We start from the raw sequence: 14,967 nt of genomic DNA, 5'->3' as shown, positions 1-14,967 counted from the left end.
CAGGCGGGGTGTCGGGCGGGGGAGCAGCGCCAGCGGATTGAGGTAGGCCTCCGCGCGGAGGAGGCCCCAGTGGAGGCAGGGGCGGGGGCAGTGGGCGCCGTCCGTGAGGACGGCCACCACCTGGCCCGCCGTGACCTCGGCGCCCTGCGCCACCAGGGGGCGGACCGGCTCGTACGTGGTGCGCAGGCCGTTCGGGAGGGTCAGCGAGAGCACGCCGCGGCCCGCGACCGGGCCGGCGAAGTGGACCCGGCCCGGACCGACCGCGCGGAGCTCCGCGCCCACCGGCGCCGCCAGGTCCACCCCGCGGTGGCCCGCCGCGTACGGGGTCGGCGGCGGGTCCCACCAGCGCACCACCGTGAGGGGCGCGGGGAGCGGGCGTCCGCCGAAGACCCCCGTGGCCCCCGAGCCCCCCGTGGCCCCCAACTCCCCCGCGGCGCCCGGAGCGGGTGGCGGCCCCGGCGCGGGTGCGGGCGGGCTCAGGGAGAGGCCGAGCGTCAGGACCAGGGTGAGCAGCAGCTTCGTCATGGGGGTCAGGGTCCCGCCCCGGAGCCGGCCGCGCCGGGGCCTGTGGACGGGCCGGGCGTTGTGGACAACCGCGTCATCCGGCATGCCACCGGGTCCCGTACACTTCTTGTGGCGATCCGGGTCACCGGGTCGACTTCGCACGCCCCAGCACCGGCCCCTCAGGGCCAGGTGACAGCGTCTCTCGGTCCCCTCTGCGGGGGCAGGGCGCGACAGGGGCGTCAGGAACCAAACCGAGAAAACAAGGAGATGGCCATGGCCGTCGTAACGATGCGGGAGCTGCTGGAAAGCGGCGTCCACTTCGGTCACCAGACCCGCCGCTGGAACCCGAAGATGAAGCGCTTCATCTTCACGGAGCGCAACGGCATCTACATCATCGACCTGCTGCAGTCGCTGTCGTACATCGACCGCGCCTACGAGTTCGTGAAGGAGACCGTCGCCCACGGCGGTTCCATCATGTTCGTCGGTACCAAGAAGCAGGCCCAGGAGGCCATCGCCGAGCAGGCGACGCGCGTTGGTATGCCCTACGTCAACCAGCGGTGGCTGGGTGGCATGCTCACCAACTTCTCCACCGTCTACAAGCGCCTTCAGCGTCTGAAGGAGCTTGAGGCGATCGACTTCGAGGACGTCGCCGCCTCGGGTCTCACCAAGAAGGAGCTCCTGGTCCTCTCTCGCGAGAAGATCAAGCTGGAGAAGACCCTCGGTGGTATCCGCGAGATGTCGAAGGTCCCCAGCGCCGTCTGGATCGTCGACACCAAGAAGGAGCACATCGCCGTCGGTGAGGCGCGCAAGCTCCACATCCCGGTCGTCGCGATCCTCGACACCAACTGCGACCCCGACGAGGTCGACTACAAGATCCCGGGCAACGACGACGCGATCCGCTCCGTCACCCTGCTCACCCGCGTGATCGCCGACGCCGTCGCCGAGGGCCTCATCGCCCGTTCCGGTGCCGCCACTGGCGACTCGAAGCCGGGCGAGAAGGCCGCTGCCGAGCCGCTCGCCGAGTGGGAGCGCGACCTGCTCGAGGGCGACAAGAAGGCTGACTCCGACGAGTCGGTCGAGGCCGCGGCCGCTCCGGCCGAGGCCGCTGTCGAGACCCCCGCCGTCGAGGCCGAGGCTGAGGCCGCTCCGGCCGCCGAGGCCGAGGTCGTCGCCGAGGCCGACGTCGAGGCTCCGGCCGCCGACGCCGAGCAGGCCTGACCCACTGAGAGCGCCCGGCGTTCATGCGCCGGGCACTCACAGCACGGACGATGACGGCGGGGGAGCCGCGCCACAAGCGCGCCTCCTCCGCCGTTCACCCGTAGATCTACGACTTCGAGAGAGAATCACAGACTCATGGCGAACTACACCGCCGCTGACGTCAAGAAGCTCCGCGAGCTCACCGGCGTCGGCATGCTGGACTGCAAGAACGCGCTGGTCGAGGCCGACGGTGACGTCGACAAGGCCGTCGAGGCGCTCCGTATCAAGGGTCAGAAGGGCGTCGCCAAGCGCGAAGGCCGTTCTGCCGAGAACGGTGCCGTCGTCTCCGTCATCTCCGACGACAGCACCTCTGGTGTCCTCGTCGAGCTGAAGTGCGAGACGGACTTCGTCGCCAAGGGCGACAAGTTCCAGGCGGTCACCGAGCAGCTGGCCAAGCACATCGCCGCCACTTCCCCGGCCGACGTCGAGGCGCTCCTGGTGTCCGAGATCGAGCCCGGCAAGACCGTGCAGGCGTTCGTGGACGAGGCCAACGCCAACCTCGGCGAGAAGATCGTCCTGGACCGCTTCGCGCAGTTCACCGGCGGTTACGTCGCGGCGTACATGCACCGCACGATGCCCGACCTGCCGTTCCAGATCGGCGTCCTCGTCGAGCTCGACAAGGAGAACGCCGAGGTCGCCCGCGGCGTCGCGCAGCACATCGCCGCGTTCGCGCCGAAGTGGCTGTCCGCCGAGGACGTTCCGGCCGAGATCGTCGAGTCCGAGCGTCGCGTGGCCGAAGAGGTCACCCGCGCCGAGGGCAAGCCGGAAGCCGCGCTGCCGAAGATCGTCGAGGGTCGTGTCAACGGCTTCTTCCGCGACAACACGCTGCTCGGCCAGGCCTACGCCCTGGACGCCAAGAAGTCCGTCCAGAAGGTTCTGGACGAGGCCGGTGTCACCCTGGTGCGCTTCTCGCGCATCAAGGTCGGCATCTGAGTCCGTCCGTACGCGACGGACACCGGACCCCGGTAGGGTCTGAAGCAGTCGCCCGCGTTCGCGCAGGGCGACCGCAGATCTGACGAGGAGGCCATTGCCGCAGAGGGAACCGCGAGGACCCACCGGCAATGGCCTTCTTCGTATGTGCACGAGGAGATCTCCATGAATCAGGGCGTGGACACCCACACCGCTTCCGACGACAAGAGCGACCAGGACAAGAAGGGCCGCCGCTTCATGCTGAAGCTGTCGGGCGAGGCCTTCTCCGGTGGCGGAGGACTCGGCGTCGACCCCGACGTGGTCCACGCCATCGCCCGCGAGATCGCCGCGGTGGTCCGCGACGGCGCGGAGATCGCGATCGTGATCGGCGGTGGCAACTTCTTCCGCGGCGCCGAACTCCAGCAGCGCGGCATGGACCGGGCCCGGTCCGACTACATGGGCATGCTCGGCACCGTCATGAACTGCCTCGCCCTCCAGGACTTCCTGGAGAAGGAAGGCATCGACTCCCGCGTCCAGACGGCCATCACCATGGGCCAGGTCGCCGAGCCGTACATCCCGCTGCGCGCCGTGCGCCACCTGGAGAAGGGCCGCGTCGTCATCTTCGGCGCCGGCATGGGCATGCCCTACTTCTCCACCGACACCACGGCCGCCCAGCGCGCCCTGGAGATCGACGCGGAAGCCCTGCTCATGGGCAAGAACGGCGTCGACGGGGTCTACGACTCCGACCCGAAGAAGAACCCGGACGCGGTGAAGTTCGACGCGCTGGAGTACAGCGAGGTGCTGTCGCGCGACCTCAAGGTCGCCGATGCCACCGCCATCACGCTGTGCCGCGACAACAAGCTGCCCATTCTGGTCTTCGAGCTGCTCGCCGAGGGCAATATCGCGCGAGCCGTCAAGGGTGAGAAGATCGGCACGCTCGTGAGCGACCAGGGCACCCGGGCCTGAGCAGGCCCCGTCCGCCTGAACCATCCATTTCTGACATGCAGGAGCACGTGGTGACCGAAGAGATCCTCCTCGAGGCCGAGGAGAAGATGGAAAAGGCCGTCGTCGTCGCCAAGGAAGACTTCGCCGCGATTCGCACCGGCCGTGCGCACCCGGCGATGTTCAACAAGATCGTGGCGGAGTACTACGGCGCCATCACGCCCATCAACCAGCTCGCCTCCTTCTCGGTCCCCGAGCCGCGCATGGCGATCGTGACCCCGTTCGACAAGAGCGCCCTGCGCAACATCGAGACGGCCATCCGCGACTCCGACCTGGGCGTCAACCCCAGCAACGACGGCAGCATCATCCGGGTGACCTTCCCCGAGCTGACGCAGGACCGCCGCAAGGAGTACATCAAGGTCGCGCGCACCAAGGCCGAGGACTCCAAGGTGTCGATCCGCGCCATTCGCCGCAAGGCGAAGGACGCCCTCGACAAGCTCGTCAAGGACAAGGAAGCCGGCGAGGACGAGGTGCGCCGCGCGGAGAAGGAGCTCGACGACACCACCGCGAAGTACGTCGCGCAGGTGGACGAGCTGCTCAAGCACAAGGAAGCCGAGCTCCTCGAAGTCTGATGAACGACACTTCCTGGCAGCCGGAGCCGGTTCCGGCGGGTCCTGCCTACGATGCGCTGGTGGGCCCGCACACTCGGCCCATGCCCATCGTGCCCGATGCCGCCGGCCGTGACTTCGACGACCGGGAAGCACGCGATCGGGGGGCCGCCGCTGACGGCGGCCCCCTCTTCCGCGCCGATACACCGCCGCAGGAGCCCATGCCCAGCCCCCCGCCGACCCCGCCTTCGCCGGCACCGCAGGACGCCTCGCCCCCGCCTCAGAAGAAGCGGGCCGGGCGGGACCTGCGGGCGGCCATAGGGGTCGGAGTGGGCCTCGGCGCGGTGATCTTCGCCTCGCTGCTCATCGTCAAGGCGGTCTTCGTCGGCGTCGTCGTCGTGGCGGTCGTCGTCGGCCTGTGGGAGCTCACCTCCCGGCTGCGGGAGAAGAAGGGCATCAAGGCCCCGCTGGTCCCGCTCGCCATCGGCGGCGCGGCCATGGTCATCGCCGGATTCGTCCGCGGGGCCGAGGGTGCCTGGGTGGCCATGGCGCTGACGGTGCTGGCGGTGCTCGTCTGGCGGATGACCGAGCCGCCCGAGGACTACCTCCGGGACGTCACGGCGGGCGCCTTCGCGGCGTTCTACGTGCCTTTCCTGGCCACCTTCGTCGCGATGCTACTCAGGGCCGACGACGGGCCGCAGCGGGTGATCACCTTCCTGCTCCTGACCGTGGTCAGCGACACCGGGGCCTACGCGGTGGGGTGGCGCTTCGGCAAGACCAAGCTCGCCCCGCGCATCAGCCCGGGAAAGACCCGCGAGGGGCTCTTCGGCGCGGTGGCCTTCGCGATGGGCGCCGGCGCGCTGTGCATGGAGTTCCTGATCGACGGGGGCGTCTGGTGGCAGGGCCTGGTGCTCGGCTTCGCCGTCGCCGTCAGCGCCACGCTCGGTGACCTCGGGGAATCCATGATCAAGCGGGATCTCGGGATCAAGGACATGGGCACGCTGCTGCCGGGCCACGGCGGCATCATGGACCGGCTGGACTCCCTGCTCCCGACGGCCCCGGTGGTCTGGCTGCTGCTGGCGCTGTTCGTCGGCACCGGCTGACCTGCGAAAAGGCGCCCGTACAGGCGGGGCGGTTACTCTTGAAAGGCGCGCTGCTTCTGCGGCGCGCCTTTCGTCTTACAAGGAGTACCTGCCATGGCCCGCCCTGTCCCGGGAGAGCTCACTTTCGTCGCCCCTCGTGGAGCGAAGAAGCCGCCCCGGCACCTCGCCGACCTCACGCCCGAGGAGCGCCGGGAGGCCGTCGCCGCGATCGGTGAGAAGCCGTTCCGGGCCAAGCAGCTCTCCCAGCACTACTTCGCCCGGTACGCGCACGACCCGGCCGAGTGGACCGACATCCCCGCCGCGTCCCGCGAGAAGCTCCAGCAGGAGCTGCTGCCGGACCTGATGAACGTCCTGCGGCACATCTCGTGCGACGACGACACCACCCGCAAGACCCTGTGGAAGCTGCACGACGGCACGCTCGTCGAGTCGGTGCTGATGCGTTACCCGGACCGGGTCACCATGTGCATCTCCTCGCAGGCCGGCTGCGGCATGAACTGCCCGTTCTGCGCCACCGGCCAGGCCGGTCTGGACCGCAACCTGTCGACGGCCGAGATCGTCCACCAGATCGTCGACGGCATGCGCGCCCTGCGCGACGGCGAGGTCCCCGGCGGGCCCGCCCGGCTGTCGAACATCGTCTTCATGGGCATGGGCGAGCCGCTCGCCAACTACAACCGCGTCGTCGGCGCCATCCGCCGCCTGACCGACCCGGAGCCCGACGGCCTGGGCCTGTCGCAGCGCGGCATCACGGTCTCCACCGTGGGCCTGGTCCCGGCGATGCTGCGCTTCTCCGACGAGGGCTTCAAGTGCCGCCTCGCCGTCTCCCTGCACGCCCCGGACGACGAGCTGCGCGACACCCTGGTCCCCGTGAACACCCGCTGGAACGTCCGCGAGGTGCTCGGCGCGGCCTGGGAGTACGCGGAGAAGTCCGGCCGCCGGATCTCCATCGAGTACGCCCTGATCCGCGACATCAACGACCAGGCCTGGCGCGGTGACCTGCTCGGCAGGCTGCTCAAGGGCAAGCGCGTGCACGTCAACCTGATCCCGCTGAACCCGACGCCGGGCTCGAAGTGGACCGCCTCGCGGCCCGAGGACGAGAAGGCCTTCGTCGAGGCCATCGCCCGCCACGGAGTGCCGGTGACCGTACGCGACACCCGTGGCCAGGAGATCGACGGCGCGTGCGGCCAGCTCGCCGCCTCGGAGCGCTGATTTCCGCCAATTGAGGTGGGCATTCGGCCGCGGGGTACCCTGTGGCCGAACAACCAATTTCATATTCCGACAGGGGAGCGCCACAGCGCTGAGAGTGCGGTAACCGTCACCGCAGACCCTCTGAACCTCGCCCCGGTCATTCGGGGTAGGAAGTTCGGTCATCACTCAAGCTGTTGCGCCCTGCCCGGCGTCCGCTCCACAGAGCGCCGGGCAGGGCCGCGTCTTCTCCTGGACATCCCAGGAGGAATGCACCAATGAGCACCACCAAGAAGATGGCGGGCGTCGCGCTCGCGGCCGCGCTCGGCGTCACCACGCTCAGCGCCTGCGGCGGCGACGCCAAGGACAAGTCCGCCGGGGCGTCCGACGCCCCGGCGTCCAAGTCCAGTACCGTCAAGACGATCACCCTCGTCTCGCACGACTCCTTCAACGTGACCGACACGGTCCTCAAGGAGTTCGAGCAGCAGAGCGGCTACACCGTCAAGGTCCTGAAGTCCGGCGACGCGGGCGCGGCACTGAACCAGGAGATCCTCACCAAGGGTTCCCCGCGCGGCGACGTCTTCTTCGGCGTGGACAACACGCTGCTGTCCCGGGCCCTCGACAACGGCATCTTCACGCCGTACGAGGCCAAGGGGCTGGCCGGCGTGAAGCCCGAGTTCGTGCTCGACAAGGAGCACCGGGTCACCCCGGTCGACTCCGGCGACATCTGCGTGAACTACGACAAGGCCTACTTCGCCGACAAGAAGCTCGCCCCGCCGCAGACGCTGGACGACCTGATCAAGCCGGAGTACAAGAACCTGCTGGTCACCGAGAACGCCACGACCTCCTCGCCCGGCCTCGGCTTCCTGCTCGCCTCCGTCGGCAAGTACGGCGACGAGGGCTGGAAGGACTACTGGAGCAAGCTGAAGGCCAACGGCGTCGAGGTCGTCGACGGCTGGGAGCAGGCCTACAACGAGCGCTTCTCCGGCTCGGCGGGCGGCAAGAAGGCCAAGGGCGACCGCCCGCTGGTCGTCTCCTACGCCTCCAGCCCGCCGGTCGAGGTCCTCTACGGCGAGCCGCAGCCGGCCGAGGCCCCGACGGGCGTCTCGACGGGCACGTGCTTCCGGCAGACCGAGTTCGCCGGTCTGCTCAAGGGCGCGAAGAACGAGGAGGGTGGCAAGGCGCTCCTGGACTTCCTGATCTCCAAGAAGTTCCAGGAGGACATGCCGCTCCAGATGTTCGTGAACCCGGTGACCAAGGACGCGGTGCTGCCCGAGCTGTTCACCAAGCACGGCGTGGTCATCGAGAAGCCCGAGACGGTCGCCCCGGAGGCCATCGCCAAGAACCGCGACCAGTGGGTCAAGGCGTGGACCACGCTCGTCGTGAAGTAGGACGGCCCCGTTCCGTACCGAAGGAGAGCGGGCGGGCCACGGCCGTCAGGCTCGGCCTGATGGCCGTGCCGCTCGTCTTCTTCGGGCTGTTCTTCGCGTACCCCGTGGCCGCGATCGTCGGGCGCGGGCTCAAGACCGACGCGGGCTGGCAGTTCGGCCGGATCGGCGAGGTGCTGGCCCGGCCCGACATCGGCGACGTGCTCTGGTTCACCACCTGGCAGGCGCTCGCGTCCACGGCGCTCACGCTCCTGATCGCGCTCCCCGGCGCGTACGTCTTCGCGCGCTTCGAGTTCCCCGGCAAACAACTGCTGCGGGCGCTCGTGACGGTGCCGTTCGTCCTGCCGACGGTCGTGGTCGGCACCGCCTTCCTCGCGCTCGTGGGGCGGAACGGTCTGCTGGACGAGGTGTGGGGGATCCGCCTCGACACGACCGTCTGGGCGATCCTGCTCGCGCACGTCTTCTTCAACTACGCCGTGGTCATCCGCACGGTCGGCGGACTGTGGGCCCAGCTGGATCCGCGTCAGGAGGAGGCCGCCCGGGTGCTCGGCGCCGGGCGGTTCGCCGCCTGGCGGCGCGTGACGCTGCCCGCGCTGGGCCCGGCCGTCGCCGCCGCCTCGCTGATGGTGTTCCTGTTCACGTTCTCCTCCTTCGGCGTCGTGCAGATCCTCGGCGGGCCCGCGTACTCCACCCTGGAGGTGGAGGTCTACCGGCAGACCGCGCAGCTCCTGGACCTGCCGACGGCCGCGGTGCTGACGATGGTGCAGTTCGCGGCCATCGGAGCGATCCTCGGCGTGCACGCCCGGACCGTGCGCAAGCGGGAGACCGCGCTGCGGCTCGTCGACCCGGGGCGGACCACGCACCGGCCGCGCGGCTGGGCCCAGCGCACCCTGCTCGGCGGGGTGCTGCTGACGGTGGCGCTGCTGATCGTGGCGCCGCTGGCGGTGCTGGTCGAGCGCTCGCTGGACGCCCCCGGCGGCTACGGCTTCGGCTTCTACCGGGCCCTCCAGGAGGTGGGCGCCGGCGGCGGAACGTTCCTGGTGCCGCCGCTGGAGGCCATCTGGAACTCCCTGCAGTACGCCCTCGCCGCCACCGCCATCGCGCTGGTCGTCGGAGGGCTCGCGGCCGCGGCGCTGACCCGGCGCGCGGGCCGTTTCGTACGGGGCTTCGACGCGCTGCTGATGCTCCCGCTGGGGGTGTCGGCCGTCACCGTCGGCTTCGGCTTCCTCATCACCCTCGACGAGCCGCCGCTGGACCTGCGGACCTCGTGGATCCTGGTGCCGCTGGCGCAGGCGCTGGTGGGCGTTCCCTTCGTCGTACGGACCATGCTGCCGGTGCTCCGCGCGGTGGACGGGCGGCTGCGGGAGGCCGCCGCCGTGCTCGGCGCCTCACCGCTGCGGGCCTGGCGGGAGGTGGACCTGCCGATGGTGCGGCGGGCCCTGCTGATCGCGGCCGGCTTCGCCTTCGCGGTGTCCCTCGGGGAGTTCGGGGCGACCGTCTTCATCGCGCGGCCCGACCGTCCGACGCTGCCGGTCGCCGTGGCCCGGCTGCTGGGGCGGGCCGGGGAGATGAACTACGGGCAGGCGATGGCCCTGAGCACGATCCTGATGCTGGTGTGCGCGGTGTCCCTGCTGGCGCTGGAGCGACTGCGACCCGACAAGACCTCCGGAGAGTTCTGATGACCCTGCTTCAGCTGGAAGGGGTGTCGGTCCGCTTCGGTGAGCGCGCGGTCGTGGACGCCGTGGACCTGGCGGTCGCCGAACACGAGATCGTGTGCGTGCTGGGGCCCAGCGGCAGCGGCAAGTCCACCCTGCTCCGAGTGGTGGCCGGGCTCCAGCCCGTCGCCGGCGGGAGGGTGCTGCTGGGCGGCGCCGACCAGGCCGCGGTGCCCGTACACCGGCGGGGGGTGGGCCTGATGTTCCAGGACCACCAGCTGTTCCCGCACCGGGACGTGGGCGGGAACGTCGCCTTCGGGCTGCGGATGCGGGGCGCTTCGAAGCAGGCCTCCGAGGCCCGGGTCACCGAGCTCCTGGAGCTCGTCGGGCTGCCCGGGGCGCAGGGCCGGGCGGTGGCCTCGCTGTCCGGCGGTGAGCAGCAGCGGGTCGCGCTGGCGCGGGCGCTGGCGCCTTCGCCGCGGCTGCTGATGCTGGACGAGCCGCTCGGGCAGCTGGACCGCGGGCTGCGGGAGCGGCTGGTGGTGGAGTTGCGGGGGCTGTTCGCGCGGCTGGGCACGACCGTGCTGGCCGTCACGCACGATCAGGGCGAGGCGTTCGCGCTGGCCGACCGGGTGATCGTCATGCGGGACGGGCGGATCGCGCAGGCGGGGACCCCGCTGGAGGTGTGGCAACGGCCGGCGTCGGAGTTCGTGGCGCGGTTCCTGGGCTTCGAGAACGTGGTGCCGGCGGTGGTGTCGGGTGGGGTCGCCTCGACTCCGTGGGGGAAGGTGACCGTCCCGGCGGGGGCCGGGGACGGGGACGGTCAGGTGCTGATCCGGCCGGCGGGGGTCCTGCTGTCGCCCGAGGGCGGGCTGGGGTGCGAGGTGGTGTCGCGGACCTTTAGGGGGACGCATGTCGCGCTGCTGCTGCGGCCCGAGGTGGGGCCGGGGCTTGAGGCGGAGTGCGATCTCGTGGGGGCGCCGGCGGTCGGGGACCGGGTCGCGGTGACCTTCGCCCCGGCCGAGGTGGTCGTGCTGCCGGGGGAGTAGGGGCCGCTGCGCGGGGCGTAGTTCCCGCTGCGACCTTTGCCGCTGCGCGGGGCGGAGTTCCCCGCTGCGACGTTTGCCGCTGCGCGGGGCGGAGTTCCCCTACCCGCCCTTCCACCGTTCCCCGGGCTCTGCCCGGACCCCGGTCCTCAAGCGCCGGACGGGCTGGGAAGGGGTACCGGGCTGCGCCCGGACCCCCTGGGGCTCCGCCCCAGACCCCGGTCCTCGAACGCCGGACGACTGAAAGGCTTCAGCCGACCGGGGCCGGAGCTGGTTCCGGGGTGGGGACGTCGCCGTCCGCGCCCTCGTGGTTGCCGTACCAGGCGACCGCGACCGCGCCGGTCACCGCCAGGACGAAGCCGAGGACCGCCAGCCAGGCCATGCCGGGGCGGGACGCGTCGCCGAGCCAGAGCACGCCGATCGCGCCGGGGAGCACGGTTTCACCGACCACCAGGGCGGCGGTGGCGCCGTTCACCGAGCCGATCTGGAGCGCCACGGTGTGCAGGTACATGCCGCCGACGCCGGCCAGGACGATGGCGTACAGGGCCGGGTCGGAGAGGAGGGAGGGGAACGAGAACGGCTCGACGCCGTTCAGGATGCGGACCCCGACGCCCAGCGCGCCGAAGGCCAGACCCGACAGCAGGCCCGCCAGGATCGCGGCGCGGGCGCCGAGGAAACGTACCGCCACCGTGCCGCCCACGATGATCAGTACGGTCACGGCCAGCAGCCACCAGTGCGTGGCGGCCGGCGCGTAGTGACCGCCCTCGTGGCCCGCCGCCGTCGCCAGCAGGACCAGGGCCGCGCAGACGACCCCGATGGAGGTCCATTCCTTCCGCGTCAGCCGGATGCCGAGCATCTTCACGCTCAGCACTGCGGTGATCACCAGGTTGGCGCTGATGACCGTCTGGGACAGGAAGAGCGGCAGGAGGCGGGCGGCCAGGGCGCCCAGGCCGAAGCCCACGAAGTCCAGGATCGTGCCGACGATGAACTCCCAGGTCATCGCGGCCTTCGCCGTCGAGCTGAGGTTCGGGCCGCCGTGCTGGGTGACCCCGGCGGCGGCGGGCGACATCCTGGCCGCCCGCCGGGAGCCCACGGCTTGCAGGACGGATCCCGTGCCGTAGCAGATGGACGCCGCGATAGCGGTCAGCAGGCCAATGAGCACCCGGGGGCTCCGTTCACGTCTGGCAGGTTTTACGTAGTGCGTACCTCTTCCAGACGTGGAAAAGGGGCGGGAAGTTGCCTGACCGGCTCAGGTTGTCGCGGTCAGCTCATCGCGGCGAGGGCCGCCGGGACCTCGGTCACCGAGTCGACCAGGGCGATCCGGGACTCCATCGCCCGGCCCCGGGCCAGCGCCTGGAGCAGCGGCCAGGCGGGCAGCCGTTCGGTCCAGTGGACGCGGTCGACGAGGATCATCGGCGTCGGCTCGCTCCTGGACTCGTAGTAGTTGGGCGTCGCGTTGTCGAATATCTCCTGGACCGTGCCCGCCGCGCCGGGCAGGAAGACCACGCCCGCGTTGGACCGTGCCAGCAGCCCGTCCTCGCGGGTGGCGTTCGCGAAGTACTTCGCGATGTGCCCGGCGAAGGGGTTCGGCGGCTCGTGTCCGTAGAACCAGGTCGGGATGCCCACCGAGTCGCCGCCGGCGACCGCCGGCCAGCGTTCCCGTACGGCGAAGGCCGCGCGGGCCCAGTCGGAGACGGACGGGGTGAAGGACGGGGCCTTGGCCAGCATCCGCAGGGCTTCGGGCAGGGCCTCGTCGGGGGCCGGGGCGAGGTAGGCGCCGAGGTTGGCCGCCTCCATGGCGCCCGGGCCGCCGCCGGTGGCCACGGTCAGCCCGGAGCGGGTCAGCGTCCGGCCGAGCTCGGCCGCGCCCCGGTAGGCGTCGCCGCCGCGGACCATGGCGTGGCCGCCCATCACCCCGACGACGCGGGCGTCCACGAGGTGTTCGTCGAGGGCGTCGGAGATGGCGTCGTCGTGGATGGAGCGCAGCATCGAGGAGTAGATGTCGCCGTCCGCCTTGGTCTCCTGGAACCAGGCGTACGCCTCGGCGTCCGGGGTGGCCTCGTAGCCGGCGGACAGCCCGGTGAAGAGCTCCTCCGGGGTGTAGAGCAGCCCCCGGTACGGGTTGAACGGGAGGTCGGGGACGGGCGGGAAGACCAGGGCGCCGTCCGCGCGCACTTTGACCGAGGCGTCCGGTTCCATCGCGCAGCCCAGGAACACGGCGGACGAGGTGTCGGCGGACAGCAGGGCGAAGGTCCGCTCCAGCAGGTTGACCGACTGGATCCGGTAGCCGCTGAGGGAGCCCCTGGCGACCACCCGGTCGAATTCGGCGAGCGTCTCGATCTCTGTGTCGGTCTCGATGTGTGGGTTGACCATTCGGCCCACCCTAAGGTCTGCCCGCCTCAGCGGGTCAATGCCAGCGACGTCAGCTGTGACACACCCCAGCTGAGCGGCAGGCACACCGCCACCAGCGCGGTGGCCCGTACGGTCGCGGCCGTACGGAGGACCTTGCCCGGGGCGCCGATCCCGGCCAGGGTTGCGCGGGTGGCGGCCCGGGCCTGATGGACCTCGACCGCGGAGGTGAACAGGGAGGCGGCCGCGCACAGGGCCACCAGGGCGGCGGCGGGGACGGTCAGCGGTCCGAGCGGGACCTGGAGCCCGCCGTGGTCGCGCAGGGCCACGGCGCTGAGGGCGCCGGCCCCGACGGCGCACAGGACACCGAGGGGTGCGCCCAGCCGGGGGGCCTCCTCCTGGAGGGCCCGCCCGGCCAGCAGCCGGAGCCCGCCCGGGCGGACGGCCTGGACCAGCGTCCCGCAGGCGTAGGCCAGGCCCGGACCGGCGAGGGCCAGTCCGAGGGCGGTCAGTGCCCAGCCCGCGGGCACGCCGGCTCCGCCGGGGCGGGCGAAGGCCAGCGCGGCGAGTCCGCAGGCGGTGAGGGCGATGCCCCAGGGCAGGGCGGTCTGCGGAGCGGGCCGGGGGTGCGGGCGCAGGGCGAGGGCGGTGGCGGTCGAGGCGGCCAGCGGAAGCAGGGCCAGCAGGGTGAGGGCGGCCGCCACGGGCAGGGGCTGGTCGGCGTGGAGCAGCCCGGCCCCGGCGCCGTCGAAGGGCAGCCCGGTCACGTCCCCGCGCAGGTGGAGGAAGACGGCGAGGGCCACGGCGCTGCCGAGGGCGCAGGCCACGGCGGTGGAGATCGTCGCGACCAGGGTGAGCCGTACGGGACCCAGCCCGGCGGCGTCCAGCCCCTCCAGGGGCCGGGTCGCGGGGTCGGTACGGGCCACGGCGACGGCGAACTGGACGGTGACGGCGAGGGGGACCAGGGCCCACAGCAGCTGCGGGAACGATCCGGCGGGCCGGGCCGTGGCCTGCGCGAGCACGTACAGCAGCAGGAAGCCGCTGCCGGCCGACGCGGCGGCGACGAGCAGCCGGCGCAGCTGTACCAGCGGCCGGGAGCCGCGGGCTAGGCGGAGAGCGAGCACGCGGCCTGGTCCTCCGGGGGCTGGGGGACGGAGGGGGAGGAGAGGCCGGCCGCGGCTGCCGCGGCGGCGGGTCGGCCGTCGAGCAGGGAGAAGTGCCGGTCGGCGACGGCCGAGGTCTCCTCGTCGTGGGTGGCCAGCAGCACGGTGATGCCGTGGGAGCGGGCGGCCGTGGTGAGCGTGCGCAGCAGCAGGGAGCGCTCGGCGCGGTGCAGCGGGGCGGTGGGTTCGTCGGCGAAGACCACGGCGGGCAGGTGTGCGAGGGCGCGGGCGAGCGCCACGCGCTGGGACTCGGCCCGGTTGAGGGCGCCGGGGTGCTTGCGGGCGAAGGCGCCGATGTCGAGGCGGTCCAGCCATTCGCAGGCGGCCCGTTTGGCGGTGCGGTGACTCGCGCCGGCGATCAGCAGCGGCAGGGCGGCGTTCTCCCAGACCCGGAGCTCGGGCAGCAGCTCCGGCTCGGGGCCGATCCAGCCGAACCGGTCGCGGCGCAGCCGCTCGCGGGCCAGGGTGCCCATGGTGTGCACGGGGACGCTGTTGAACCAGACCTCGCCCTGTTCGGGCCGGAGCTGTCCGGACAGGCAGCGCAGCAGCGTGGTCTTGCCGCTGCCCCGGGGGCCGGTGACGGCGAGGATCTCTCCCGCGCGGACGCCGACCGAGACCCCGATGAGGCCCGGTGAACCGCTGTGGGAGTAGTGCAGGGACCGTGCCCAGAGCAGATCTTCCTGGGGCGGGGCACTGTCGGGCCGGGCACTGTCGGGCCGGACATGGTCGGGTCGGACAGTGTCGGGCCGGACATTGGCCAGCGCGGCGTTGTCCCGTGGAGCCACCATGGCGTACACCTCCGTCCGGGGGAACGAAGCGGAGCCCGCTTGGTCACTGGCGCCGCAATGAGATGTAAAGAGA

Annotated in this window: 13 protein-coding genes, 1 pseudogene and 1 riboswitch; of the genes and pseudogenes, 9 read left to right on the top strand and 5 right to left on the bottom strand. The window is 71.6% G+C overall.

The window, feature by feature from the left end; all coding sequences use genetic code 11:
* Positions 1–93: 93 nt before the first annotated feature.
* Positions 94–525: pseudogene (locus ACIQV3_RS13990) on the bottom strand (peptidoglycan DD-metalloendopeptidase family protein); the annotation flags it as partial.
* Between the two features lie 252 nt (positions 526–777).
* Here ACIQV3_RS13990 and rpsB point away from each other — a divergent pair.
* The 9 genes from rpsB (at position 778) to ACIQV3_RS13945 (ending at position 10,597) form a co-directional block, all read left to right on the top strand.
* Complete coding sequence (gene rpsB, locus ACIQV3_RS13985; protein ID WP_403712648.1) at positions 778–1,722, top strand: 30S ribosomal protein S2; 945 nt, start codon at positions 778–780, stop codon at positions 1,720–1,722.
* 135 nt (positions 1,723–1,857) lie between these two features.
* Positions 1,858–2,694, top strand: a complete 837-nt coding sequence (tsf, locus tag ACIQV3_RS13980) for a translation elongation factor Ts (protein ID WP_403712647.1) — start codon at positions 1,858–1,860, stop codon at positions 2,692–2,694.
* Positions 2,695–2,856: 162 nt separating this feature from the next.
* Complete coding sequence (gene pyrH, locus ACIQV3_RS13975) at positions 2,857–3,636, top strand: UMP kinase (RefSeq protein WP_243337648.1); 780 nt, start codon at positions 2,857–2,859, stop codon at positions 3,634–3,636.
* Between the two features lie 50 nt (positions 3,637–3,686).
* Positions 3,687–4,244 carry a ribosome recycling factor gene (gene frr / locus ACIQV3_RS13970; protein ID WP_112453867.1) on the top strand — a complete coding sequence of 186 codons (558 nt, stop codon included), beginning with the start codon at positions 3,687–3,689 and terminating at the stop codon, positions 4,242–4,244.
* Complete coding sequence (locus ACIQV3_RS13965; protein WP_403712646.1) at positions 4,244–5,323, top strand: phosphatidate cytidylyltransferase; 1,080 nt, start codon at positions 4,244–4,246, stop codon at positions 5,321–5,323. The genes frr and ACIQV3_RS13965 overlap by 1 nt, the downstream gene beginning before the upstream one ends.
* 93 nt (positions 5,324–5,416) lie before the next feature.
* Entirely contained in the window at positions 5,417–6,529 is a 1,113-nt protein-coding gene (rlmN, locus tag ACIQV3_RS13960; protein WP_327304311.1) for a 23S rRNA (adenine(2503)-C(2))-methyltransferase RlmN, read from the top strand.
* Between the two features lie 61 nt (positions 6,530–6,590).
* Positions 6,591–6,699: riboswitch (TPP riboswitch) on the top strand.
* An 84-nt stretch (positions 6,700–6,783) separates the two neighbouring features.
* Positions 6,784–7,896, top strand: coding sequence for a thiamine ABC transporter substrate binding subunit (locus tag ACIQV3_RS13955; RefSeq protein ID WP_403712645.1), 1,113 nt, complete (start codon positions 6,784–6,786; stop codon positions 7,894–7,896).
* A 59-nt stretch (positions 7,897–7,955) separates the two neighbouring features.
* Positions 7,956–9,572 carry an ABC transporter permease gene (locus ACIQV3_RS13950; RefSeq protein ID WP_403712644.1) on the top strand — a complete coding sequence of 539 codons (1,617 nt, stop codon included), beginning with the start codon at positions 7,956–7,958 and terminating at the stop codon, positions 9,570–9,572.
* The gene (locus ACIQV3_RS13945) at positions 9,572–10,597 is read left to right on the top strand and encodes an ABC transporter ATP-binding protein (protein WP_403712643.1); all 1,026 of its coding nucleotides are present in this window, start codon (positions 9,572–9,574) and stop codon (positions 10,595–10,597) included. Before ACIQV3_RS13950 ends, ACIQV3_RS13945 begins: the two co-directional genes overlap by 1 nt.
* Before the next feature lie 247 nt (positions 10,598–10,844).
* Here the strand turns inward: ACIQV3_RS13945 and ACIQV3_RS13940 are convergent, their stop codons facing one another.
* From ACIQV3_RS13940 to ACIQV3_RS13925, 4 genes are all read right to left on the bottom strand, one after another.
* On the bottom strand, positions 10,845–11,756 hold the full coding sequence (locus tag ACIQV3_RS13940; protein WP_403712642.1) for a hypothetical protein: 912 nt from the start codon (positions 11,754–11,756) through the stop codon (positions 10,845–10,847).
* 101 nt (positions 11,757–11,857) lie between these two features.
* Positions 11,858–12,967, bottom strand: a complete 1,110-nt coding sequence (locus tag ACIQV3_RS13935; protein ID WP_403712641.1) for an LOG family protein — start codon at positions 12,965–12,967, stop codon at positions 11,858–11,860.
* 26 nt (positions 12,968–12,993) lie between these two features.
* Entirely contained in the window at positions 12,994–14,067 is a 1,074-nt protein-coding gene (locus ACIQV3_RS13930; RefSeq protein ID WP_403712640.1) for a hypothetical protein, read from the bottom strand.
* The gene (locus ACIQV3_RS13925) at positions 14,049–14,894 is read right to left on the bottom strand and encodes an ABC transporter ATP-binding protein (RefSeq protein ID WP_403712639.1); all 846 of its coding nucleotides are present in this window, start codon (positions 14,892–14,894) and stop codon (positions 14,049–14,051) included. The genes ACIQV3_RS13930 and ACIQV3_RS13925 overlap by 19 nt, the downstream gene beginning before the upstream one ends.
* Positions 14,895–14,967: the final 73 nt, after the last annotated feature.

The organism is Streptomyces sp. NPDC099050 (assembly GCF_044759865.1).
GTDB lineage: Bacteria > Actinomycetota > Actinomycetes > Streptomycetales > Streptomycetaceae > Streptomyces.
Note: the sequence above shows the minus strand (reverse complement) of the source record. Positions and strands in the feature narration are given on the sequence as shown.